The organism is Bacillus sp. EU55 (genome assembly GCF_038005925.1).
Lineage (GTDB): Bacteria > Bacillota > Bacilli > Bacillales > Bacillaceae > Bacillus > Bacillus velezensis.
This window is the reverse complement of sequence record NZ_JBBOUE010000001.1, coordinates 965,704-988,885: the sequence shown is the minus strand read 5'-3', so window position 1 is coordinate 988,885 and position 23,182 is coordinate 965,704. Positions and strand designations below refer to the sequence as shown.

Sequence of the window (23,182 nt, the reverse complement as noted above, 5' to 3'; positions counted from 1 at the left end):
AGAAATGATGAAAACGATCATTTTACTTGGGGTCATTCTCACTTTTTTAGTATCCATTTTTACGGCGGGTTACGACAGCAAACCTGAAAACAAATAACGGCAAAAGGGTGCTCTTCATAAAGAGCACCCTTTCCTGTACAACATAACAATGTTTCACATTTGAATACGTTCTTGGACTGTTGATTTTTCATGAGATTTGCAGCTTGTTTGATACTCGATTTTTCCGATTTTGCAGCCCGGGCCGATTTCCACATGCTTTCCTCTGACGATGTCCGCTTCCGTGTATTCGAGGTAAATTGCGTCTCCTTCGATCAATCCAGCAGAAAGCGTGCCGGCTTTCCGTTTAAGAAAACCGGGTTTCCGTCTGACGGTGATCGATGTGCCGCCGATTTCTTTCACCCGGCTTCGGTCATAACGCAAATGGATGTTTACGTCCCCCGCGTTTAACAATCCCGCCACATTGATACATCCTGTTACATGAAGCAGCTCCGTCTCGCAATCGCCGCCGACTGTGAGGCTGCCTTTTATATGACACTGCTCTCCCGCGGCCCCGCCGCCAATTTCAGCAAGTCCTTTCAGCCTCATCGTGGCGAAACGCACGGAGCCGCCGACTTTCAATTTGCCCATCACATTTGCTGAACGTGCTGATAAATCTCCTGCAACTTCATGCTCTCCGAAAATTTTCAGCCTGTTGATCTCGGCATCTCCGAGAAAAAGTCCCGTACCGAATATCCGGCAGCGTTCGCTTTGAAGTCCTTCGCCGACAGTTCCTTCCCCTTTAATGCTTACATTTTGGTAGGAACCGCCGGAGGCGTGTCCGGCTCCGTACATTTTTAAATGACTCAATTTTTTTGTCGTTTCCATCGCAGCTCCTCCTATCGTTTCACGACTTTGTTAACCAAAGCGGAAGGATCACATGTAAAATCGCCGCTGTATTCCACCGTCCCAATGGTGCAGCCCGCGCCGATCCGCACATGATTTCCGCGGACTGTCTTCGCGTTCGTGTCCGCCAATTCAATGATGTCACCCTCAATCAGCTCTGCTGTCAGCACCGGGGCCGGCATCAGCTTAAAACGCGTAAGCACGCTCTTTCTGCTCATCACTTTCAAATGGCGGCAGCCGATTTCTTTCACCCGGCTTTCTCCCGCCGCCAGCTTAATACTGACTTCATCGGCATTCAGCAGGCCGCCGATCTTGCATTTGCCTTCCGAACGGAACGTCTCTGTCTCGCAATCGCCTTCAATCCCGGCTTTCCCGGATATGAAAATATCATCAGCTTTCACACCGCCGCCGAAAGATGAAAATCCCGCGACGTTCAGCCGCTCCGTTTTGACATCATCTTTAATGACACCCGTTCCGTTGATACGGATGGATTCAGCTTCGGCGCTGCCGGAAATTTTCCCCGAACCGCTGATCGTCAGCGTTTGCGTCTTGACATGTCCGTCTGTTTTTCCGCTGCCGTTAAACAAAAGGCTCGTGCACTCCACATCACCTGACACCGTGCCGCTTCCGTTGATCTCCACTGTATGAAAACGGCCTCCTTTTGAACTTCCTGAACCGTTGATGACTAATTTATCTGTTACTTCCATTGATGGTCCTCCTGCATCCATTTCGTTTTTAATTCTTCCGATGCCGCAGCAAGCGCCACCCGTTCAACCACTTTGACAGTCGGTTCAAACAAAATATGTTCCGCGTCTGCGATGAAGCACGTCGTTACGCCAAGCTTTCGGAGCATGACAAGCTCCGTATTCGCTTTCAGCTCGGAAGCCTCATACGTTTTCAGCACCCCTGCCGCCAATTTTCCTTCCTCAAGGCTGATATTGCCCGATTGCAAAAGCCCTTCAAGCACATATAAAGACAGCAGCGCGCGGGACGTGAATGTCACGCCGTCTTCGCCATAAACTTGCAGCGCGGCTTTTGAAATCAGTCCCTTTTGAAGCAGTTCCGCAGACGTTATATTGACATCAGTCATTTGCGGAGACAGCATTTCTCTCATTTCATCCAGAGACAGATTTTCTTTCATTTTCTGTATTTTTGAGATACGTTTCAATATTTCCGCTCTCGGAAAAAATGTTTCCTGGCCTGTAAATGTTGATTTTCGGATAAACCATTCTTCAGGAATTAAATTTTTCCGTTTCCAGCGGTACAGCTGCCCGTATGAGATTGATGTTTCTTCCAGCAATTCTTTTTTAGAAATCAGTTGTTCCTCCATGAATCCAGCTCCTTCGATGAATGTATTGTAACATAACACTGTTACGTTGTTAAGCCTGAAAATATAAAAATGCCGTGAACCGCTGCTGCCCGTCTTTTTATTCAATAAAAAAACGCCCGGATGCGGGCGTTTTTTCTCACGTCAAATCTCTGTAATTTTGCTGGCGCAGCGCTTCATATACAAGAATCGCGGCCGTGTTGGACAGGTTTAATGATCTCACATGCTCGGTCATCGGCAGACGCAGGCAGCGGTCCATATTGTTTTCGATCAATTCTTTCGGAAGTCCGCTCGTTTCTCTGCCGAATACGAAGAAAAAGTCTTCCTCCGTATTTGAGTAATCAAATGATGTGTGCGGCTTTTGGCCGAATTTTGTAATGAAGAAAAACTTTCCGTTCTCATATGCCTCAAATAATTCTTCCAATGAATCATGATATACGACGTTGACGAACTCCCAATAATCGAGTCCGGCGCGCTTCAGCATTTTATCATCGGTTGAGAATCCGAGCGGGCGGATCAAATGAAGCGTTGTGTCTGTTGCCGCACAAGTACGTGCGATATTTCCCGTATTGGCCGGGATTTCGGGTTGATATAAAACGACATGTAATGCCACGATGTTCACCTCTGTTTTTTATTCCGCCCACCATTATATCATTAATTACTCTTTTGTCGTATCATCCGTAATATGAAAAAACGCATATCTGATGGAAGGAGTATACGCCGTTGAATCCTCATATGACCAATATCTCATTCTGCTGTCATACGTTTGGGCATTGACGAGCGGCATATTGCTTTTATCTTTTGCGACCACGATCGCCGTATGATTAAAACGGCCGTCTCCTTCAAAATCATAGCAAATGATATCTCCGGGCATCAGTTCTTCAGCTCTTGATACTTGCAATGCGCGGAGCCCTGCCTTGGATTGGGCCAGATACATCTTCATCGAATGCGCGACCGTCCAGCTGTAGCTCCACGAGCTTGCCTTCATCCACCAGCCTGAGCCTCTGTTCGGATGCCCCCGCATCGGTGCTTTTCCGGCATGTAAACATTGGGAAATAAAATTGGTGCAATTATCGCTGAAATTTTTATAAGCGGGATTTCGTTTATTCCAAAACTTCTCCGCGTACTGCACGGCAGCCAGACGGTCGTATTGAAACGCCCGCCCGAAATCTTCCCGTTCACTCCGCTCATATTCAATTACGCTGTTTCCGTCAGAAAATCCAGCCGGTTTTTTCTTTACTTCCCGGTCTTTAATCAAAAGCTCATCATAGAGAAATGCAATCCGTTCCTCAATCTGCTCTTCTAAGTAAAGGTGTCCGTCATGCTCCTTGCACAAATATTCGAAATGAATCGTGTACATGACACATAACGTGCCGTCGTCCTCAAGACTGCTTTTGACAATGACGGCTTTTGCCTTCGCCTTCACGATATCAACTTTCCGTTTTTCAAACAGCTCTTTTTTTCTCGTCAGGACCTCAAGATCGCCGGCCTGCCCATTCTGCCTCATCTCAGTTCCGTTGATTAAATAATGAAGCCGGGCCTCCGCTAAATCTTCAATAATATGCTTCAAGCGCTCCACCCACCATACGATTTTATAAAGAAAAAACACTTGAACTCACGCCAAGTGCTTTTTCTCTATACATATGTCAGGACCGGCCGGTTTTAGTCTTATCAGAAACCGATAACAGCTCCAGTCCCTTTTCAATTTCCCGTATAGCTTCCTCATCCTGCTCCTTTTGAAGCGCTTTTTCTAATTCCCCCGCATAATCAGGATCACCGATTTTCCCGATGGCCCAGGCGGCCGTCCCTCTGATAACGGGGCGCGGATCTTGGTGCATTAAGGCCGTTAATTCCGGAAGAGACGAGGCATCTTTAAAATGAGCCAAAGCTAAAATCGCATTCCGCTGTATCGGCTTCTTGCCGCGCCATGATCCCGATACATGTCCGAATTTTTCTTTGAATTCGCGGTTGCTTATGGTCAAAAGCGGCTTTAACAGCGGCTTTGCGATTTCCGGATCAGGCTCCATCTGCGGATGAAGATGAAAATCTTTCCCCTTATTAATCGGACAGACCGTCTGGCACGTGTCACAGCCATACAGACGGTTTCCGATTTTCGTGCGGAACTCATCCGGCAAAAATCCCTTTGTCTGGGTCAGGAACGAAATACAGCGCTGGGCGTTAAGCTGTCCGGGATTGACGAGCGCGCCGGTCGGACACGCGTCTAAACATTTTGTGCACGTACCGCACATATCTTCAATCGGCACATCCGGTTCAAAGGGCAGATTGGTGATCATTTCAGCCAGATAGACGTAAGAGCCGTATTCAGGCGTGGTGATCATGCAGTTTTTGGCGCTGAAGCCGATTCCCGCCCGTTCAGCAACGGCCCTGTCGGACAATTCTCCTGTATCCACCATTGACTTTGTGCGGATATCCTCATGTTTGCTTTGGAGAAAATTCTCCAGCAGATCAAGCTTTTCCCTCAGCACGTCATGATAATCCTTCCCCCAGGAAGCTCTGCAAAAAATGCCGCGCCGCCCGTCCCTCGTGCTCCTCGGCGCATCTTTCATTTTGGAAGGATAAGCAAGGGCGATGGCGACGATTGATTTGGCTTTCGGGAGAAGCAAAGACGGTGTAACCCGTTTTTCAATATCCGGCTCTTCAAACCCGGATAAATAGCCGAGTGATTCCTGAAGAATCAGCCGGTCCCGCAGACTGTCGAACGTATCAGCCGTCGTAAACCCGATTTTGTCGACTCCGATGCTTTTGGCGTATTCGATTAATTCCTCTTTCAGTTTATGAATATTCATTTTTTGCACAGCCTCCTTTCTTTGTGATCAGGCTCCCGCACAGGTATAATAGAGTTTTATCATCCCGAAATGGAGTGAACACACTTGAACATCAGTTTAGATCCACTTATTGCTGAACGGGTGCCGGGGATCAAAGCGGCAGCCGTCTTATATGAACAGATCGAAGTCGGGCCTGCTCCGCAAATGCTGAAAGGCCGCCTCCGTTTATTTCAAGAATCTCTTTACTTTGATTATGCTGACGGCGGTATAGATGAGCAGCCTTTTGTAAAAGAGTGGGCGCGTATAATGGAACAGCTCAGTCCCGCCTTTTCAGGACAAAAAACGCCGATGGAGCTTATGCTCGGCGATATTTCCCGGGAACGATTCATTGAAAGTGTGAATTCAGCCCATGATACCATACTTTTTTTCTCCTTGAAATATTCATTGCCTATCATGGCGTATGACGCCGCAGAAATAGATGAACCGATTTCGATTACGATCGGAGAAAAAGAAAGCGTACTGTCTTTCTCCGGCCCGGACGGCGTTTTCGGCGACTTCACCGGACATATCAATACCCGCCCGGTCACGCCCGGCACAAAGAAAATGCTGCAGCTGATCTTTTTCCCGCCTTCATTTCATGCCGACGCGGCGGATGAGCTGCTATCATCCTTAACAAAAATGTTTGAACAAATTCACGGAGGCACGCATACCGTCTCTTGGCTTTCATAAAAAGACACGCCTTTCGTGTCTTTTTTCACATAAAAAAACGCAATACTTCGTTTATCAGAGAAACGAAACACTGCGTTAATAACGTATGTATGGAGCGGGTGATGAGAATCGAACTCACGACATCAGCTTGGAAGGCTGAGGTTTTACCACTAAACTACACCCGCATCAAAATTAATTTTTGTCAGTACCGATTTGATGTTTCTAATATTACATGTTTATTTTTTTTTCGTCAAGGGAATGTTAAAAAATTTGTCGAAAAAAATTCTTTTTTTGTCCACATGTTAAGTTGGGTTTACATTTTGTTAAGAGTCTCATACAATATAAAAAAGAAGAAAACTTGAGGTACGCCTGATGATGAAAAATAAAGTAAAAGAGCTGAGAGCCAGATTCGGCTATTCTCAGGAAACGCTCGGAAAAGAAGCCGGAGCCACCAGACAGACGATTGCAGCGATTGAAAAAGGAGATTATGTGCCTTCACTTTTATTGGCGCTTAACATCTGCCGGGCTTTCTCCCTGCCGATGGAGGAAGTTTTCTGGCTGGAGGAGGAGAAAAAATGAGTTTGAAAAGAAAAGCGTGTTTTCACCTTGCACTCTACGGATTGGCCTGCTGGACGCTTATTTCCTTTATGGAAGCGGCGCCGCGGATCGCTCAGTTTTTCCAAACGGAGGGGAGCGGTTCATTTGAGCTGAATATCACGCCGTTTCTGCTGTTTACCGTTTGTGCCGCATTGTATATCTATGCCGAAAAGAAAAAACGGAACGGCAAAAAGCACAGGCTTGTGCCCGATGAATTTGAGGAACAGGATGAAAGAGAACGAATGATGACGGCTAAAGCTTGCCGTTCCTCGTATATCGCCGTTTACTTCTCATTGCCGGCCGCAGCCGTTCTGCTTTTGTTTTATCCGCTGATTCAGCCGCACCTTCCCTTTTTTCCGATTCTTTTGATTTTCATTCTGATGATGATTCAGCATTTGGCTTATGCTTTCACTTTTCATAAGCACGGCAAAAACTCCGGTTCATGACAGATCCGGAGTTTTTTACATTACCAGCTCGCTTTTTTCACCCCGGGAATCCGGCCTTTATGGGCCAGCTCCCTGAATGCGATTCTGGACAGTTTAAATTTTCTCATATATCCGCGGGGCCGCCCCGTCACCGTACAGCGGTTATGAAGCCTGCCCGGAGCAGAATCACGCGGCAGTTTGCTCAGCGCTTCCCAGTCTCCTTTTGCCTTTAATTCTCTTCGGATGTCCGCATATTGTTCAACAAGCTTCTGCCGCTTGAGCTCTTTGATCACTTTTGATTTTTTTGCCATTTCAGCACTCCTAACAAATCGTAATTATTACGTTTTGTATCATATCATCCATATGAGCATCGTGCAAGCTAAGCGCTTAAAAAGGCGGGTGAATACCCGCCTTCACTGCCGGCATTTCCCCGGAAATGAATCCGCAGAAAGCGCCCGCCGTCAATTATCCGCCTTGCGACGTCATCAGACTTTCGCTTTATTTTCTCTTGCAAAATGGTCGTTTCCCATTGCTTCACCCAGTCTGCGCTCAAGCTTTTTAGTCCGTTCATTCTGAAACGGCAGAAGCGGAAACACGAGTTCAGCCAGATAATAAGCTTCTTCCAGATGCGGGTAGCCTGAAAAGATAAACGACTCAATGCCGAGTGCCTGATACTCTAAAATTCGAGCAGCGACAGTCTGCGGATCACCGACAATTGCCGTGCCCGCTCCGCCTCTGACCAGTCCGATGCCGGCCCAGAGATTCGGGCTGATCTCAAGCTTCGAGCGGTCACCGTTATGGAGATCGGCCATCCGTTTTTGTCCCGATGAATCAGCGCGCCGGAGCGAAGCCTGCGCTTTCGCAATCGTCTCTTCGTCTAAATGGCTGATTAATCGTTCAGCCGCTTCCCATGCCTCTTCCTCAGTCTCCCGGACAATCACGTGAAGTCTAATGCCAAAACGCATCGTCCTTCCTTCCTTGGCAGCCTGTTTTTTAACAGTTTCAATCTTTTCTTTTACCTGCTCCGGCGGCTCTCCCCATGTTAAATAGACATCTGTATGTTTCGCCGCAGCCTCAATTCCCGCCTGTGATGAACCGCCGAAATATAATGGCGGATGCGGAGACTGTTTTGGCGGAAACAGCAGATTGCTGTTTTCCACCTTGATATGCTCCCCTTCATATGTCACCGTTTCGCCCCGCATGAGTCCGCGCCAGACAGTTAAAAATTCTTCAGTCGCCTTATAACGTTCATCGTGGCTGATAAACATGCCGTCTCCCGCCAGTTCATAAGGATCTCCGCCCGCTACGACATTTACGAGCAAACGGCCGTCTGACAGCCGGTCCATTGTCGACGCCATTCTCGCGGCGACAGACGGCTGCATCAGTCCCGGACGGACCGCCACTAAAAATTTCAAGTCACTCGTTTCCCCCGCTAAAGCCGCAGCCGTCAGCCACGGGTCTTCACATGATCTCCCCGTCGGCAGCAGAACCCCCGTATACCCGAGTCTGTCCGCCGCCTGTGCCACTTGCTTAAAATAAAGATGATCCGCCGTTCTCCCTCCCGTTTGCGTCCCTAAATACCGGCTGTCACCATGCGTCGGAATAAACCAAAGAATCTCCATATGAATCTCTCCTTTTTTAATAGGTTACCCTTCATAACTGTTCCGCCATTTTAATAGTTTCCGTTCGAGCATTCTGACCAATGCATCTGTCAGCTTGCCGACAGCCGCAAAAATGATAATGCCGACAAACACCTTATTTGTCTGTGAAAATTGTCTGGCATCCATAATCATATAACCGACGCCCTCGCTCGAGCCCATCAGTTCCGCCACCACAAGACCGAGCCACGCAATGCCCAGAGAGAGCCTGATGCCGAGCAGGATATTCGGCAGAGATGCCGGAAGAATTAATTTCGTCATCTGCTGATACCAGTTAAATTCCAGCACCCGCGCGACGTCAAACAGCTTCGCGTCCACACTGCGGATTCCGAGAAACGTATTAATGTACACGGGGAAAAAAGCCCCCAATGCGATCAGCAGAATTTTTGATGTCTCATCAAATCCGAACCACAAAATGAACAGAGGAGTCACGGCCAAGTGCGGAACCGTTCTGAGCATTTGCAGAGACGGATCAAGATATGCTTCCGTCCGCTTTGAGAAACCGACCAGCAGCCCGAAAACAAGTCCGAGGCCCGCGCCAAGCAGAAATCCGGCAGCCGCCCGGTATAAGCTGATCTCTAAATGACCCCAAAGCTCACCTGAAAGAAGAAGTTCCTGAAACGTCTGCAAGATGACGACAGGCGACGGGAGCACCGTGGCCGAGACGATACCCAGACTTGCGATAAACTGCCATACTGCGATGACCGCAGCCGGGAGTACAACCCCCTTCATCCATTGGTATGAATACTTCCGGGATCTTGCCAGAGCTTTCTTTTCTGATTGGCTTATTGCGCCGGCAGCCGTTGATGCTTCTGCTTTCATTACTTGCCATCCCCCGTTTCAAGCGCTTTTTTAATAAATGAATTGTCGACAACGTCTTTTACATGAATTTTCTTATGAATCGCTTTTGTTTGATATTGAAAATCAGCGGTTTCCTGCTGGGCTTTGACAATATCATCATTGATCGGTTCATTGAGAGGCTCAGTATTGTTAAGCACGTTTCTGACGACTTTCGGATCAAGATGTTTGATTTTCGCATATAAGGAGGCAGCTTCATCTTTGTGTTCCTTTTGCCATGTAACTGCTTTATTGAACACTTTCAGAAAACGGACAACCTCATCCGGGTGTTCTTTGGAAAATCCCGTTCTGACTAACGTGAAACCGGGAGAATATAAATCTGTGCTTTCTCCGTTCGCCAATATTTCCGCCCCGTGCTGCAGCGTTTCAATCGACAAATACGGCTCCCAAATGGACCATGCGTCAACTGATTTGTTTTCAAAAGCGGAAACCGCCTCATCAGGCTGAAGCTGGATGATGGTGACGTCATCGGCGGAAAGCCCCGCTTTATCTAAAGCTTTATAGAGAAAATCAAAGCCGCTGCTGCCTTTGGCTACGGCGATTTTTTTACCTTTCAATTCTTTCAGGCTCTGAATCCCGCTGCCCTTGTTTACGAGAATGCCGTTTGCCTTTAACCCGTCCTGAGACAGCCCGATCTCTTTAAAATCAATTCCAGCCGCCTGACCGGAAATGACCGGTGAATTGCCGACCTGGGAAAAATCAAGCTTATCGGCGGCAAGACCTTCAAATTGCGGAGGACCGCTTTGGAATTCGACCCATTTTACTTTTATTCCGTCTTTTTTGAAGGCCTCTTCAAACCAGCCTTTTTCCTTGGCAATGAGAAGCGGGCTTAAACTCTGCTGGATGCCGATCCGGATTTCTTTCACCGTTTTCCCGCTCCCTCCTGTCCCGTCTGCACTGCATCCGGCTGACATCATGACTGCTGCGGCTAAAAGAATGATGGTTTTTTTCACTTCGCTTCGTCCCTTCTATATCCCGGACCCATCCGCAAACCGGAGGTCTTCCGTTTTCTCAAACTCAGAAAGCACCTTCTGCCGGACGGCCTGAAAATCCGCTGAGGTCCGATTGCGCGGATGCGGAAGCTGAATCGGCATCAGGCTGTGCAGCCGGCCGGGCTTTGCCCTGAGGATCGCCAGCTTATCGCCTAAATAGACGGATTCATCAATATCATGCGTGACCAGAATCATCGTCGTTTTTTTCTCGCGCCATATATCAAGCAGCACATCCTGCAAATGTTTTCTCGTAAAAGCGTCAAGCGCCCCGAACGGTTCATCTAAAAGCAGCACCTCCGGCTCGCGCAAAAGGGCTCGGGCGATGGCAACCCGCTGCGACATGCCGCCGGATAATTCGCGCGGATAAGCGTTCTCCGCTCCCTGCAGCCTGACAACCTCAATCAGATCATCCACTTTTTTCCGAACGGCCGGGTCGTTCATATTGAGATCGGCAACGATGTTTTGTTTTACCGTCAGCCAGGGAAACAGCCGGTGCTCCTGAAAGATAAATCCCTGCCGGATGCCCGGTCCCGACACATTGCGGCCGTTTATTGTGACAGAGCCTTTATAATCGGTATCAAGACCGGCAATCAATTTTAAAAGCGTGCTTTTGCCGCATCCGCTCGGCCCGATGACAGTCAAAAATTCTCCCGAAGCAATTGACAGCTCAATATCATTCAGCACCGGTGTTTTCCGGCCTTCATGCTCAAAAGCTTTTTCTTGTATGCTGATGGTTACAGCCATCTGTCTTCCCCTCTCTTTCTGCCGCGTGCGATCGAAAAACAAAAAGGCCCCCATCTCCGATTGCTTGCAGAGATGGGAGCCTTCGGCGGTCCGATCGGCAACCCGTTTGTTTTTAAATTTGAATATCATGTTAATTCAAATTATTCCGACTTGTCAACTATTTTTTATAAGGATTAAAATACGCTCTCCGGCATAACCCTGCCAGAGAGCGCATCGGCTGTATCACGTATTTACTTCCTTTTCTTGGCGGGCGATTTTCAATAATGTTCGCGCATTGTTGCCGAAAATGTTTTCTATATCTTCTTCCCGCATATTGATTTCCCGGCAGGTCCTCACCTGCTCCTGAAGATATCTGTATACATATCCTCTCGGAAATCCGTTCGAATCCGTCCCGAAGATGATCCGTTCAACACCGATTAATTCAGATGTCTTTCGAAACAGAATTTCCAAATCAAGCGGATACGGCATCCACCTCATCCACTGATTTGAGCCGGACGTGTCAATATACACATTCGGGCAGCTCCAGCACAGCTGCAGCAGTTCCTGATAATATCCGGCGCCGAAATGCGGAATGATGAACGGGATATCAGCATACTCTCTCGCGACGCGATAGATGGAGAGCGGGTTGATGTTGCGATGGCTGACAATCCCCCCCGCTCTCCCTAAAAGCCCGAAGTGAATTAATACAGGCAGCCTTTTGTCAGCCAGATACGTCCACAGCTTTTTCAGCGACGGATCATGAAAATCGATGTCTGTCAGCGGTCCGAACAGTTTATATCCTTTCAGACCGAGCTCTTCTACCGCTCTTTTCAGCTCTTCATACGCATTCTCCCGCTCCAAAGGATGATATGCAAATCCGGTAAATCTCGCGGGATTGGCTTGAATAAACGCCGCCATCCGGTCATTGCTCTCTGCTGTTAAAAAATTCAGCACGTCAATGCCGTACTTATCTAATTCTATCTCCCATCTTGTCATCAAAGCGATTTCGCCGTCATCGCCATCAACATCATGCGGATCAGGAAAATCCCAAGTCAGATTCATTCTTTCTGACCGCTCCCTGTTATAATCGGAAAATGTCTTATCGTTTTTGCCGAAATAAAGGCTGTACGGCAGATGACCGTGAATATCGACAGGTTTAAAATGCTGCCGGAAAAGCATACAATCGCCGCCTCCCTTACCGCCTGACAATAAAAAAAGGCCCTTATCCAGTGAAGAATAAGAACCTCTTGTGTCCAAGTCAGCGGTTTCTATTTTTTCTCATCTTAAACCCATTATTCCCGTCAGTCAAGTAGGCTTTCAAACCCAAACCCTTTTTTCGATAATAAAAATAATTATTTTATAATCATTATAAAATAATATTGACTTTTTACTGATAGGTGATATTATGTTTTTATAAATCTAAAGAGGTGATCACATGAGTTCAAATAAATTGACAACCAGCTGGGGCGCTCCTGTCGGAGATAACCAAAACTCAATGACGGCCGGCGATCGCGGTCCTGCTTTAATACAAGACGTCCATCTGCTTGAGAAATTGGCGCACTTTAACAGAGAACGCGTTCCGGAGCGTGTCGTTCACGCAAAAGGCGCGGGCGCACACGGTTATTTTGAAGTCACAAATGACGTTACAAAATATACGAAAGCCGCATTTCTGTCAGAAGTCGGTAAACGCACGCCGCTCTTCATCCGTTTCTCAACCGTCGCGGGCGAACTTGGCTCTAGTGACACAGTGCGCGATCCGCGCGGATTTGCCGTTAAGTTTTATACAGAAGAAGGAAACTACGACATCGTCGGAAACAATACACCCGTGTTCTTCATCCGCGATGCCATCAAGTTCCCTGACTTTATCCATACACAAAAAAGAGATCCGAGAACACATCTGAAAAATCCGACGGCCGTTTGGGATTTCTGGTCTCTGTCACCGGAATCCCTGCACCAGGTAACCATTCTGATGTCAGACCGGGGCATTCCGGCGACTCTTCGCCATATGCACGGATTCGGAAGCCATACATTTAAATGGACAAATGATAAAGGCGAAGGCGTCTGGATCAAATATCACTTTAAAACAGAGCAAGGCGTGAAAAACCTTGATGTTAATACAGCCGCAAAAATCGCGGGCGAAAATCCCGATTACCATACGGAAGATTTGTTCAATGCGATTGAAAACGGCGATTTCCCCGCATGGAAATTATATGTTCAAATCATGCCGTTAGAAGACGCAAACACATATCGCTTTGATCCGTTTGACGTCACAAAAGTATGGTCTCAAAAAGACTATCCGCTCATTGAAGTCGGCCGCATGGTTCTGAACCGCAATCCGGAAAATTACTTTGCGGAAGTAGAACAGGCGACGTTCTCTCCCGGCACATTAGTCCCTGGCGTCGACGTCTCACCTGACAAAATGCTTCAAGGCCGGTTGTTCGCATACCATGACGCGCATCGCTACCGTGTCGGCGCGAACCATCAGGCGCTGCCGATCAACCGTTCCCGCAATGAAGTGAAAAACTATCAGCGTGACGGACAAATGCGTTTTGATGATAACGGCGGCCGCTCCGTCTATTACGAGCCTAACAGCTTCGGAGGCCCGAAAGAGTCACCTGAGAATAAACAGGCGGCATACCCTGTATCAGGTTTCGCTGACAGTGTAAGCTATAATCATCATGATCATTACACACAGGCCGGCGACCTGTACCGCCTGATGAGCGAAGAAGAGCGCACGCGCCTTGTCGCCAATATCGTCAGTGCGATGAAACCTGTGGAAAAAGAAGAAATTAAGCTGCGCCAGATCGGCCACTTCTACAAAGCTGATCCTGAATACGGCAGACGCGTTGCCGAAGGACTCGGACTGCCATCACCAAAATAACATCAGAAAACCTGCCGGTCTGCCCGGCAGGTTTTCCTGTTTATTATCAATAAAACCGTTTTTTTCTCAATTACACGAAGTGGCATGCCGCAAAATGACGAAGCCCTTTTTCTGACAGCGCCGGACTTTTCTCAGCACATATCTTCTTGGCTGCCGGGCATCTCGTTCGGAATTTACAGCCTGAAGGCGGATCAGAGGGGCTCGGTATATCACCCTTTAAAATTATCCGCTCCCTTTTCGCCCCGGGATCAGGAACAGGCACGGCTGATAACAGGGCTTTCGTATAAGGGTGAAGCGGCCGTGAAAAGAGCTCCTCCTTTGACGCATATTCCACAATCGTCCCTAAATACATAATGGCGACCTTCGTACATAAGTGCTCCACCACGCTTAAATCATGAGAAATGAACAAATATGACAGCCCGTGCTGTTTTTGAAGGCTGCTGAACAAATTGATCATCTGCGCCTGAATGGAGACATCTAACGCCGCCACGGGTTCATCCATAATGATAAATTGCGGCTTGAGCGCCATCGCTCTTGCAATCACGATCCGCTGACGCTGCCCTCCGGAAAATTCATGCGGATAACGGTCGATAAAGTTTGCGGAAAGTCCGCAGGCTTCAAGAACTTCCGCCGCTTTATCACGCGCGTTCCGTTTCACCGCCAATTGATGCTCGATCATCGCTTCACCGATGGCTTCTCCGATCCGGCGCCGGGGATTTAAAGAACTGAACGGATCTTGAAAGATGAGCTGCGCTTCTGATCTGAAAGTTTTGAGCTCGCGCCGGCTCATTCGAAACACATCACGCCCCTGAAAAAACACCTCTCCCGCTGTTTTTTTCATGAAGCCTCAAAATGGTCTTGCCGATTGATGACTTTCCGCTGCCCGATTCTCCCGCTAAGCCGAACACTTCTCCCTTTCCTATCGTAAAACTGACACCGTCGACCGCTTTTACGGGATTTTTGCGGGTCCTTCTCATCCCCCCATGCTCCTCGTAATATTTTTTCAGCCCCTTGACCTCCAGCAACACATCACTCATCTGCTTTCTCCTCTCTGTAAAGCCAGCACGCCGCCTGATGCCCCTTCCCGAATTCAGTAAAATGCGGGCTCGATTTCCGGCATATTTCCGTGCTGTGTTCACATCGCTCCGCAAAATAACAAGACGATCCCGACAGGTCCGCAAGCTCGGGGACCTGCCCCGGAATGGTGTACAACATCTCCCTTCTTTGACCGATAACCGGCTTGGCCGCGAGCAGCCCTTTCGTATACGGATGCTTCGGATCAGAAAACAGCTTTGCAACCGGTCCTTCCTCCACAATTTTTCCCGCATACATGACAATCACATAATCAGCCATTTCAGCAACCACGCCAAGGTCATGAGTAATGAATAAAATAGACGTGCGAAATTGCTTTTTCATATCCCGCAATAAATCCAATATCTGCGCCTGAATGGTTACGTCAAGCGCTGTCGTCGGCTCGTCGGCAATGATCAGTTTCGGTTCGCAGCTTAGCGCGACAGCCGTCATGATGCGCTGCAGCATGCCGCCGCTCAGTTCATGAGGATATTGGTGCATAACCTGCTCGGCATGCGGGATCTCCACTAACGTGATCAGTTCAACGGCCCTCCGCCATGCTTCTTTCTTACTCAGCAATAAATGTTCGCGAATCGGTTCGGCCAGCTGCTCACCGATTGTAAACACCGGATTCAAAGATGTCATCGGTTCCTGAAATATCATCCCGATTTCGCTGCCGCGGATTTTCTGCATGTCTTTTGGTTTCAATTCCAACAGGTTCCGTCCGGAAAAATGCACCGCTCCCCGTTCGATTCTCCCCGTCTCGGGAATAAGCTGCATAATGGACAATGACGCCATGCTTTTCCCGCAGCCGGACTCCCCTACAATACAAACCGTTTCCTCCTCATGTATCGTAAAGCTGACATCGTCCACGGCCTTTACCGCCCCCTCCTCAGTATAAAAAGCCGTTTCCAAATGCCTCACTTCTAAAAGCGGTTTTTTCATTTCATTTTCACCTGCCGTTTTACCTTAGGATCAAAAGCGTCTCTTAAACCGTCTCCAAGCAGATGAATCGCCACAACGGTCAGAAAAATGGCCGTTCCCGGGGGAATCCACAGCCACGGACGGAGTGTAAAATCCATAAAATGATTCGCCGCTTCCATCATGTTTCCCCAAGAAGGTGTGGGCGGAGCAACGCCAAGTCCGAGAAAACTCAGCGCCGATTCACTCAGCATCGCTCCCGCCACATGCAAAGTCGCCGCTACCAGTAATAACGGCAATGTATTGGGAAGCAAATGATAGAGGATTTTCCGTTTATCACTAAGCCCCAAAACTTCCGCGGCCATCATAAACGGCTGCTCCTTCAGCGACAAAATCTGTCCGCGTACAAGCCGCGCCAAACCGGGCCATCCGATCAGGCTTAACATCATCATAATCAGGTACATTCTGTATTCAGAAGGCACTTTCCACTCCGACATCACCGCAGCCAAAATCAAAAGCAGCGGCAGGCCCGGGATGGACATGAGCATATCAGCGATGCGCATAATGATCATATCTGCGGCTCCCCGATAAAATCCGGCCGCAGCCCCGAGTAAAGAACCGATGACAAGCGACAGCACCATTGAAGCAAGCCCCACAGTCAGAGAAATCTGCCCCGCCAGCATCAGCCTCGTCAGCACATCTCTCCCGTACTGGTCGGTTCCCAGCCAATGATGGATTCCCGGCTGCTGATTGGCATTTGAAATATCCGTCCGATCTGTTATGTACGGAGAAAAAGACGGCCCGATAAAGCACAATAAAAACATAAAACATAAGAAAAGAAGACTGATGACCGTCAGCTTATGCTGCAGCAGGCGGCGGTACGTCTGCTTCCAAAGAGAAGGCGGCACCCCTTTTTGTTTTTTCATTCCGAACACCCCCTATTTCAGCCTGACCCGCGGATCAACCGCAGCATAAGCGATATCCGCCAAGAAGTTCCCCACAATCGTTAAACAAGACAAAAACAAGGTAAACGCCATCAAAACCGGATAATCACGATAATGCACAGATTCCAGCTGAATACGTCCGACACCCGGCCACCCGAAAATCTGTTCAATAATGATAGCTCCGGAAAACAGTCCCGGCAGTTCAAAAGCAAGCAGGGTGATGGCCGGAATGAGCGCGTTTTTCAACGCATGTTTCCAGATGACGGTGCGCTCTTTCAATCCCTTCGCTCTCGCCGTTCTGATATAATCCTGTCTGATCACGTCCAGCATGCCGGAGCGGAAATACCTTGTCAGCGAGCCGATGCCGAGCATAGATAAAATCACGACCGGAAGAATCATATGTCTGGCGGCTTCAAGCACGTACGAAAAACCTGTACTCGTGCTTCCGGTATCAATCATCCCGCCGACGGGCAATAATTTCAAATCCACCCCAAACCACTTAATAAACAGAAGGCTGATAAAAAAAGACGGGAACGCCATGGAAGCAAACACAAGAAACGTCACGATCCCGTCAAACCATGAGTATTTCCTGACAGCGGATATGACACCCGTTATCATCGCGGCTGACCATGTGACAAGCAACGCCAAAAACGCGACAAAAAACGAATTCCAGACATATTTCCGAAGCAGTGACAGGACGTTCTCCTGATATTTCAAAGAAAACCCAAAATCTCCGCTGAGCACATTTCCGAGCCACGTCACATAACGCTGCCAAATCGGCTGATCCAGCCCGTAAAGCGCTTTTAACTCCTTCGCTCTTTCAGGAGTCAGGTTTACATTGGAATCGATATAGTCGCCCGGCAGCATGGCGAATAAGAAAAAAATAATAAAGGACGTACCGAATAAGATCACAAGCATTTGAATGAATCGTTCAGCGGCATACCGTTTCATAAAAAGCCCCTCCTTTCCGCTGAAAGGGCAAAATTCCCAGGATGCACCGGGTTTTTGCCCAACCGTTCTATTGAATTGAGACATTTGAGAGACTTGAACTGATTCCAGAATAATTGTCAGGCTCAAGCCCTTTTATTTTTCCGCTGACCGCCCTTGCGCTCTGACGGTAATGAATCAGAATGTAAGGCGGGTTTTCCCCGAGCTCCCGGTACAGCTGGTGATAAATCTCTTTTCTTTTGCTGATATCAAGCGTGCCGGCTCCTTTCTCTATCAGCCGGTCCGCTTTCGGATTGGAATATCCCGTTACATTATTGGGATGGCCGGAAGCCAGCTTTTCCACCGTGTCATTCGGATCAAGAATCTGCGAGGTGGAAACGGCGGCAAGGTCGTATTGTTTGTCATTTATTTTCGCTACTTCTGTATTAAAATCCATGACTTCCGGTTTTAATGAGATTCCGATGTCCGCGTAATTTTCTTTCGCGATCGGGATGAAATCATCATCCGCTTTAGACGTGTAATAGCTGATTTCAAGCTTTTTGCCGTTTTTTTCACGCACACCGTCTTTGCCCGTTTTCCAGCCTGCTTCATCGAGAAGCTTTTTGGCTTTTTCAGAGTTAAACGCGTACCGATTGACACCTTTGTCATCATAAGCCCACGAAACCGGAGACACCGGAACATTCGCGACCTCTCCGTAGCGTTTAAAGCGGACATCGACGATTTTTTGACGGTCAAGTCCGTAAATAAGCGCCTGGGACACTTTCTTATCTTGAAAAGGCGGACGCTTGTGATTGACGTACACAAGCCCGTAATCATTCACGACAGATACGCTTATATTGGCAAAACCGAGACTTTTTAAATGCTGAACCGTATCATCATCAGGTGAGAAAGAAGCGTAATCAAGGTCACCCGTTTCAAACAGCTGAAGAGAAGTTGACGGATCGATAATTTTATAAATCAGCTTTTCCGTTTTCGGTTTTCCGGCATAATAGTGTTCATTAGCCTGATAACGTATTTCCTGTCCCGGAAGGTATTCTGTAAATTGATAAGGTCCCGCTCCGAGCGGTTTGGCATAAAGCTCTTTTAAGTAGTCCAGTTTGCCGAATTGATATTTCTTCCCGTAGTAGGCTTCTGACAGCACCTGCCCTCCCAAAAGAAGCAGCGACTTCGCACTGACTTTCTCAGTCGTAATTTGAATGGTTCTGTCATCAAGGACGCGAATGCCCTCTATCGTCTTTGCTTTACCTTCTTTATAAGCCTTACCGCCTTTAATATAGGCCGTGGTGATATCTTCATAGCCCGCGTATGCAGGATCATGCAGCAGTGTTAAAGTGAATGCGGCATCCTTTGCGGTCAATGGTGAACCGTCGCTGAAAACGAGATTTTTTCTTAAACGGAACGTGTATGTAAGCTGATCTTTGGAAATTTTCCAGCTTTCCGCAAGAGCCGGGGCAGGCTTCCCCGTTTTATCCAATTTGACTAACGGTTCAAAAATAGGATCTGTCGCATTTCCGTCCCAGCCGTTTTCGTAAAAGTACGGCAGAAACACGCCGCCCGGCGCGGAAATCCCAGCAACAAAAGTGTCAGTTCTGGCTTTCGATTTAGCGGGAATCGCCGCCGGATGAGAAGCTTTAAATTCCTTTGTCTTGACATGGGCAATACGTGTTTCTTCCTTTTTATCAGCCGCAGATGACGGTTCTTCTCCGGCACTCCCTAACGCGCACCCTGATAACATGATGGATACCGACAGCGCAAGTACCGTTGTTTTTATCCTCCATTTTCTCTCCTTCATCTTTATCGAACCCCCGCATGCTTTTCATCTATCTTTATATAAATCTGCTCCATCTGTTCCTCATTTCTCATAATCTCCCGTTTGTTTTTCTCTACAAGCAGTTCGAAATTCAATGTGTGTTTTCTGTACTTTTTTCGTTTTTTGCTCTTTTTGCGCACATGTGATACCTTTTTTAACGCCACTTTTCATCCCTCCGCTTTTCATTTCATTCAATGACTTTCACGCAAAAGAGGCCCTTATCTGTTTAAAAGATAAGAGCCTTCGGTGATCCGATCAGCCATCGTTTGGAAATATGTAATGATTATGTTAATTCATACAATCCCTACCTGTCAACTATAATTTAAAATATCGTTTCCTTCCGGGGGTTTTCCTCATACACTCTCTCATTTTTCCGCATATGCTAGAAAACATAGCAGAGTACAAGTGAAAGTGAGTGAGAATGTGGAAAAGACAACATTGACCGGTCGCATCGTCAAAAAAGATGACCCGGACTATAATACTGCAAGAACCAATATCAATTTAAGCCTGCAAAGATATCCAGACATCATTGTGTTTTGTCAAAATAAACATGACGCCCTCAATGCGCTGAGATGGGCGCGTGAGAACAATGTGCCTTTCCGCATCAGAGGCGGAAGACACAGCTACGAAAATTTTTCCCTGTTAAATAACGGACTAGTCATTGATCTCAGTGAAATGAAGAAAATAAGAGTAAATGAGGATACGCGGCTGGTCTCGATTGAAGCGGGAGCCGAATTAGGAGAAGTCTACCGGACACTCTGGCGGTACGGCTTGACCCTTCCTGCGGGAACCATTGCGAATGTGGGAATCACGGGGCTGACGCTCGGGGGAGGAATCGGATATTTAACAAGGACAGCCGGACTTACTTGCGATCGTCTCCTCCAGCTCGAAATGATCATAGCGGACGAAAAAGCGGGTGCTGACTTGATCACAGTCAACCGCTCAAAGCACTCTGATCTATTTTGGGCGTCTCAGGGCGGAGGGGGAGGCAACTTCGGCATTGTCACATCCATGATGTTTAAAGCCGTGCCGATCTCGTGCGTGTCTGTTTTTTCTGTCACTTGGGGCTGGGATGATTTTGAGAAAGTATTTAACACATGGCAGCGCTGGGCTCCATTTACAGACAACCGGCTTACCTCATCAATTCAGTTTTGGCCTAAGGAAGTAAACCGCATAGAAGCGCTCGGTCAATTTACCGGGACAAAGGATGAGCTGAAAGAACTGCTGGCTCCGTTAATGAAAGCGGGAAAACCGGCAAGCGGCATGGTCAAGACAGTCCCATTTATTAAAGCGGCAGCCTTTTTTAACAGCCCGGGAGGCAATCAGCCGCAAAAGATGAAGCGGTCAGGATCCTTTATTGAAAAACCATTATCTACACGCGCGATTTCCACTTTAAAGCGCTATTTAGAGCACGCTCCGAACGAAAACGCCAGTGTCTGGCAGCAATCTCTCGGCGGGGCGGCCGGACGGATCGCTCCGGACCAAACGGCATTCTACTATCGCAACGCAATCATTGCCCAAGAATATATTACAACTTGGACATCTGCTGAAGAAGAAAGACAAAATGTCCGCTGGATCGAAGGACTGAGAACGTCTCTATCAAGAGAAACGATGGGAGATTACGTGAATTGGCCTGATAGAGAAATCAGAAACTGGCTGCAAACATATTACGGAGAAAATGTTCACCGCCTCCGTCAAGTCAAAACGAAATACGATCCGGAAAATATATTCCGATTTGAGCAGAGCATTCCGCCGCTTCGCCGTTCACCGTTTTTCTAAAAAAGATGAAGATGGGCAAACTCCATCTTCATCTTTTCTTTTATTGATATAAGCGGCTTCCCTTCTCTGCAAACTCTTTTGCTTTTTCTTTCAGCCCTTCATTGACGGCCTCGTCTTCAGTAAGTCCGTTTTCCTTCGCATAATCACGAATATCCTGAGAAATTCTCATGCTGCAGAACTTCGGACCGCACATCGAACAGAAGTGAGCCGTTTTTGCGCCTTCAGCCGGCAGCGTTTCATCATGATATTCGATTGCTCTTTCAGGATCAAGCGACAAATGAAATTGATCACGCCACCGGAATTCAAACCGCGCCTTAGACAGAGCATCGTCACGGATCTGTGCACCCGGATGCCCTTTAGCAAGGTCTGCGGCATGTGCCGCGATTTTGTACGTAATGACGCCTTCTCTTACATCATCACGATTCGGCAGCCCCAAATGCTCCTTCGGCGTGACATAGCAAAGCATCGCCGTCCCATACCAGCCGATCATCGCCGCGCCGATTGCTGAAGTAATGTGGTCATAACCCGGAGCGATATCCGTCGTTAATGGCCCGAGCGTGTAAAAAGGCGCCTCTTTACAAATTTCCAGCTGCTTGTCCATGTTTTCCTTAATTTTATGCATCGGCACATGACCCGGTCCTTCAATCATCACTTGCACATCGTGCTTCCACGCAATCTCCGTCAATTCTCCGAGAGTCTCCAATTCCGCAAACTGCGCTTCATCATTGGCATCCGCAATCGAACCGGGGCGAAGCCCGTCACCAAGAGAAAAAGCGATATCATAGGTCTTCATGATTTCACAAATTTCTTCAAAATGCGTGTACAGAAAGCTTTCCTGATGATGAGCCAGGCACCATTGCGCCATAATCGCCCCGCCGCGGGAAACGATTCCCGTCGTGCGTTTGGCCGTTAACGGGACGTAACGAAGCAGTACGCCGGCATGGATGGTGAAATAATCCACGCCCTGCTCCGCCTGCTCAATCAATGTGTCACGATAAATGTCCCACGTTAAATCCTCGGCAATGCCATTAACTTTTTCAAGCGCCTGATAAATCGGCACCGTCCCCACAGGCACGGGGCAGTTGCGGATAATCCATTCACGCGTCGTATGAATGTCTTTTCCCGTGGATAAGTCCATCATCGTATCGGCGCCCCAGCGAATCGCCCACGTCATTTTTTCGACTTCTTCTTCGATAGAAGATGTAACAGCCGAGTTGCCGATATTTGCATTGATTTTCACATGAAAATTCCGGCCGATAATCATCGGCTCGCTTTCCGGGTGGTTGACGTTAGAAGGAATAATCGCCCGTCCGCTCGCCACCTCTTCCCTGACAAATTCGGGAGACACATGCTCGCGAATTGCGATAAACTCCATTTCCGGCGTAATGATGCCTTTTCTCGCATAATGCAATTGTGTTACATTTTTCCCCGGCTTGGCCCGAAGCGGTTTCCGCTGCAGGCCGGGGTATTCGGCGGCACGGCCCTCTTTTTTATAACCATTGTCTTCAGGCTTCACGGTCCGGCCGTTATATTCCTCTACATCTCCGCGCCCGGTAATCCACTTTGTGCGGAGCGCCCCCAGCCCTTCATGAATATCAATTTGTACATCCGGGTCTGTATACGGCCCGCTCGTATCATAAACACGGACCGGCGCATTCTCCTCTTCCCCGAATGCCCCCGTAGTCGCACTCAGGCTGATTTCCCGCATCGGCACTCGTATATCGGGCGAAGAACCTTCTGCATAAACCTTTTTACTGCCGGAAAAACTCGACATAATGGAAATGTTCGCTTGCTGTACTGATTGATTTTGCATACAAATCTCTCCTTTATCATTTGAATAACAGAACCAAGCTCAGCACCAGCACAAAAAAA

At 48.0% G+C, this 23,182-nt stretch carries 23 protein-coding genes, 1 tRNA gene and 1 pseudogene; 5 read left to right on the top strand and 20 right to left on the bottom strand.

Annotation, left to right across the window (positions count from 1 at the left end):
- Window positions 1-153 precede the first annotated feature (153 nt).
- From NYE50_RS05285 to queG, 6 genes are all read right to left on the bottom strand, one after another.
- On the bottom strand, window positions 154-864 hold the full coding sequence (locus NYE50_RS05285; RefSeq protein ID WP_159353937.1) for a hypothetical protein: 711 nt from the start codon (window positions 862-864) through the stop codon (window positions 154-156).
- 11 nt (window positions 865-875) lie between these two features.
- Window positions 876-1,589 (bottom strand): polymer-forming cytoskeletal protein, encoded by a 714-nt coding sequence (locus NYE50_RS05280; protein WP_053285082.1) that lies wholly within the window; start codon window positions 1,587-1,589, stop codon window positions 876-878.
- Window positions 1,580-2,212: a YhbD family protein gene (locus NYE50_RS05275; RefSeq protein ID WP_015417094.1), complete on the bottom strand. Its 633-nt coding sequence runs from the start codon at window positions 2,210-2,212 to the stop codon at window positions 1,580-1,582. The genes NYE50_RS05280 and NYE50_RS05275 overlap by 10 nt, the downstream gene beginning before the upstream one ends.
- Window positions 2,213-2,348: 136 nt before the next feature.
- On the bottom strand, window positions 2,349-2,831 hold the full coding sequence (gene trmL / locus NYE50_RS05270) for a tRNA (uridine(34)/cytosine(34)/5-carboxymethylaminomethyluridine(34)-2'-O)-methyltransferase TrmL (protein WP_007610253.1): 483 nt from the start codon (window positions 2,829-2,831) through the stop codon (window positions 2,349-2,351).
- A 36-nt stretch (window positions 2,832-2,867) separates the two neighbouring features.
- Window positions 2,868-3,779: an amidase domain-containing protein gene (locus NYE50_RS05265; protein ID WP_094296108.1), complete on the bottom strand. Its 912-nt coding sequence runs from the start codon at window positions 3,777-3,779 to the stop codon at window positions 2,868-2,870.
- A 76-nt stretch (window positions 3,780-3,855) separates the two neighbouring features.
- Entirely contained in the window at window positions 3,856-5,016 is a 1,161-nt protein-coding gene (gene queG, locus NYE50_RS05260; RefSeq protein WP_015239452.1) for a tRNA epoxyqueuosine(34) reductase QueG, read from the bottom strand.
- An 84-nt stretch (window positions 5,017-5,100) separates the two neighbouring features.
- On the opposite strand from queG, the gene NYE50_RS05255 reads away from it, so the two are divergent.
- Window positions 5,101-5,724, top strand: coding sequence for a hypothetical protein (locus tag NYE50_RS05255; protein ID WP_063636884.1), 624 nt, complete (start codon window positions 5,101-5,103; stop codon window positions 5,722-5,724).
- A gap of 90 nt (window positions 5,725-5,814) precedes the next feature.
- On the opposite strand, the gene NYE50_RS05250 is transcribed toward NYE50_RS05255, so the two are convergent.
- Window positions 5,815-5,888, bottom strand: a tRNA-Gly gene (locus NYE50_RS05250).
- Window positions 5,889-6,078: 190 nt separating this feature from the next.
- Between NYE50_RS05250 and NYE50_RS05245 the strand changes: the two genes are divergently transcribed.
- Window positions 6,079-6,282, top strand: a complete 204-nt coding sequence (locus NYE50_RS05245; protein ID WP_003155407.1) for a helix-turn-helix transcriptional regulator — start codon at window positions 6,079-6,081, stop codon at window positions 6,280-6,282.
- Window positions 6,279-6,746, top strand: a complete 468-nt coding sequence (locus NYE50_RS05240; RefSeq protein WP_007408423.1) for a hypothetical protein — start codon at window positions 6,279-6,281, stop codon at window positions 6,744-6,746. Before NYE50_RS05245 ends, NYE50_RS05240 begins: the two co-directional genes overlap by 4 nt.
- 20 nt (window positions 6,747-6,766) lie before the next feature.
- Here NYE50_RS05240 and rpsN read toward each other — a convergent pair whose 3' ends face one another.
- The 6 genes from rpsN to NYE50_RS05210 form a co-directional block, all read right to left on the bottom strand.
- Window positions 6,767-7,036, bottom strand: coding sequence for a 30S ribosomal protein S14 (gene rpsN, locus NYE50_RS05235; protein ID WP_025284463.1), 270 nt, complete (start codon window positions 7,034-7,036; stop codon window positions 6,767-6,769).
- A gap of 174 nt (window positions 7,037-7,210) precedes the next feature.
- Window positions 7,211-8,347: an FMNH2-dependent alkanesulfonate monooxygenase gene (ssuD, locus tag NYE50_RS05230; protein ID WP_159353936.1), complete on the bottom strand. Its 1,137-nt coding sequence runs from the start codon at window positions 8,345-8,347 to the stop codon at window positions 7,211-7,213.
- 24 nt (window positions 8,348-8,371) lie between these two features.
- Window positions 8,372-9,205, bottom strand: coding sequence for an ABC transporter permease (locus NYE50_RS05225; RefSeq protein ID WP_022552806.1), 834 nt, complete (start codon window positions 9,203-9,205; stop codon window positions 8,372-8,374).
- A complete protein-coding gene (locus NYE50_RS05220) occupies window positions 9,205-10,194 on the bottom strand; it encodes an aliphatic sulfonate ABC transporter substrate-binding protein (RefSeq protein WP_159353935.1) in 990 nt (329 codons plus the stop codon). Before NYE50_RS05220 ends, NYE50_RS05225 begins: the two co-directional genes overlap by 1 nt.
- A 15-nt stretch (window positions 10,195-10,209) precedes the next feature.
- Complete coding sequence (locus NYE50_RS05215; RefSeq protein ID WP_159353934.1) at window positions 10,210-10,977, bottom strand: ABC transporter ATP-binding protein; 768 nt, start codon at window positions 10,975-10,977, stop codon at window positions 10,210-10,212.
- A gap of 222 nt (window positions 10,978-11,199) precedes the next feature.
- A complete protein-coding gene (locus NYE50_RS05210; RefSeq protein ID WP_159353933.1) occupies window positions 11,200-12,135 on the bottom strand; it encodes an amidohydrolase family protein in 936 nt (311 codons plus the stop codon).
- Window positions 12,136-12,391: 256 nt separating this feature from the next.
- On the opposite strand from NYE50_RS05210, the gene katA reads away from it, so the two are divergent.
- The gene (gene katA / locus NYE50_RS05205) at window positions 12,392-13,837 is read left to right on the top strand and encodes a catalase KatA (RefSeq protein ID WP_159353932.1); all 1,446 of its coding nucleotides are present in this window, start codon (window positions 12,392-12,394) and stop codon (window positions 13,835-13,837) included.
- A 70-nt stretch (window positions 13,838-13,907) separates the two neighbouring features.
- On the opposite strand, the pseudogene NYE50_RS05200 reads toward katA, so the two are convergent.
- From NYE50_RS05200 to NYE50_RS05170, 6 genes and pseudogenes are all read right to left on the bottom strand, one after another.
- Window positions 13,908-14,874, bottom strand: a pseudogene (locus tag NYE50_RS05200) (ABC transporter ATP-binding protein).
- Window positions 14,867-15,853, bottom strand: coding sequence for an ABC transporter ATP-binding protein (locus NYE50_RS05190; RefSeq protein ID WP_033574445.1), 987 nt, complete (start codon window positions 15,851-15,853; stop codon window positions 14,867-14,869). The pseudogene NYE50_RS05200 and the gene NYE50_RS05190 overlap by 8 nt, the downstream one beginning before the upstream one ends.
- Window positions 15,850-16,755 (bottom strand): oligopeptide ABC transporter permease, encoded by a 906-nt coding sequence (opp4C, locus tag NYE50_RS05185; protein ID WP_014417251.1) that lies wholly within the window; start codon window positions 16,753-16,755, stop codon window positions 15,850-15,852. The genes NYE50_RS05190 and opp4C overlap by 4 nt, the downstream gene beginning before the upstream one ends.
- A 12-nt stretch (window positions 16,756-16,767) precedes the next feature.
- Window positions 16,768-17,724: an ABC transporter permease gene (locus NYE50_RS05180; RefSeq protein ID WP_014417250.1), complete on the bottom strand. Its 957-nt coding sequence runs from the start codon at window positions 17,722-17,724 to the stop codon at window positions 16,768-16,770.
- Between the two features lie 67 nt (window positions 17,725-17,791).
- The gene (locus tag NYE50_RS05175) at window positions 17,792-19,513 is read right to left on the bottom strand and encodes an ABC transporter substrate-binding protein (protein WP_159353930.1); all 1,722 of its coding nucleotides are present in this window, start codon (window positions 19,511-19,513) and stop codon (window positions 17,792-17,794) included.
- 2 nt (window positions 19,514-19,515) lie between these two features.
- Window positions 19,516-19,695, bottom strand: coding sequence for an FbpB family small basic protein (locus NYE50_RS05170; RefSeq protein ID WP_003155431.1), 180 nt, complete (start codon window positions 19,693-19,695; stop codon window positions 19,516-19,518).
- A gap of 259 nt (window positions 19,696-19,954) precedes the next feature.
- Between NYE50_RS05170 and NYE50_RS05165 the strand changes: the two genes are divergently transcribed.
- Complete coding sequence (locus NYE50_RS05165) at window positions 19,955-21,310, top strand: FAD-binding oxidoreductase (protein WP_159353929.1); 1,356 nt, start codon at window positions 19,955-19,957, stop codon at window positions 21,308-21,310.
- A 40-nt stretch (window positions 21,311-21,350) separates the two neighbouring features.
- Here NYE50_RS05165 and thiC read toward each other — a convergent pair whose 3' ends face one another.
- A complete protein-coding gene (thiC, locus tag NYE50_RS05160; RefSeq protein ID WP_053573508.1) occupies window positions 21,351-23,123 on the bottom strand; it encodes a phosphomethylpyrimidine synthase ThiC in 1,773 nt (590 codons plus the stop codon).
- Window positions 23,124-23,182: the final 59 nt, after the last annotated feature.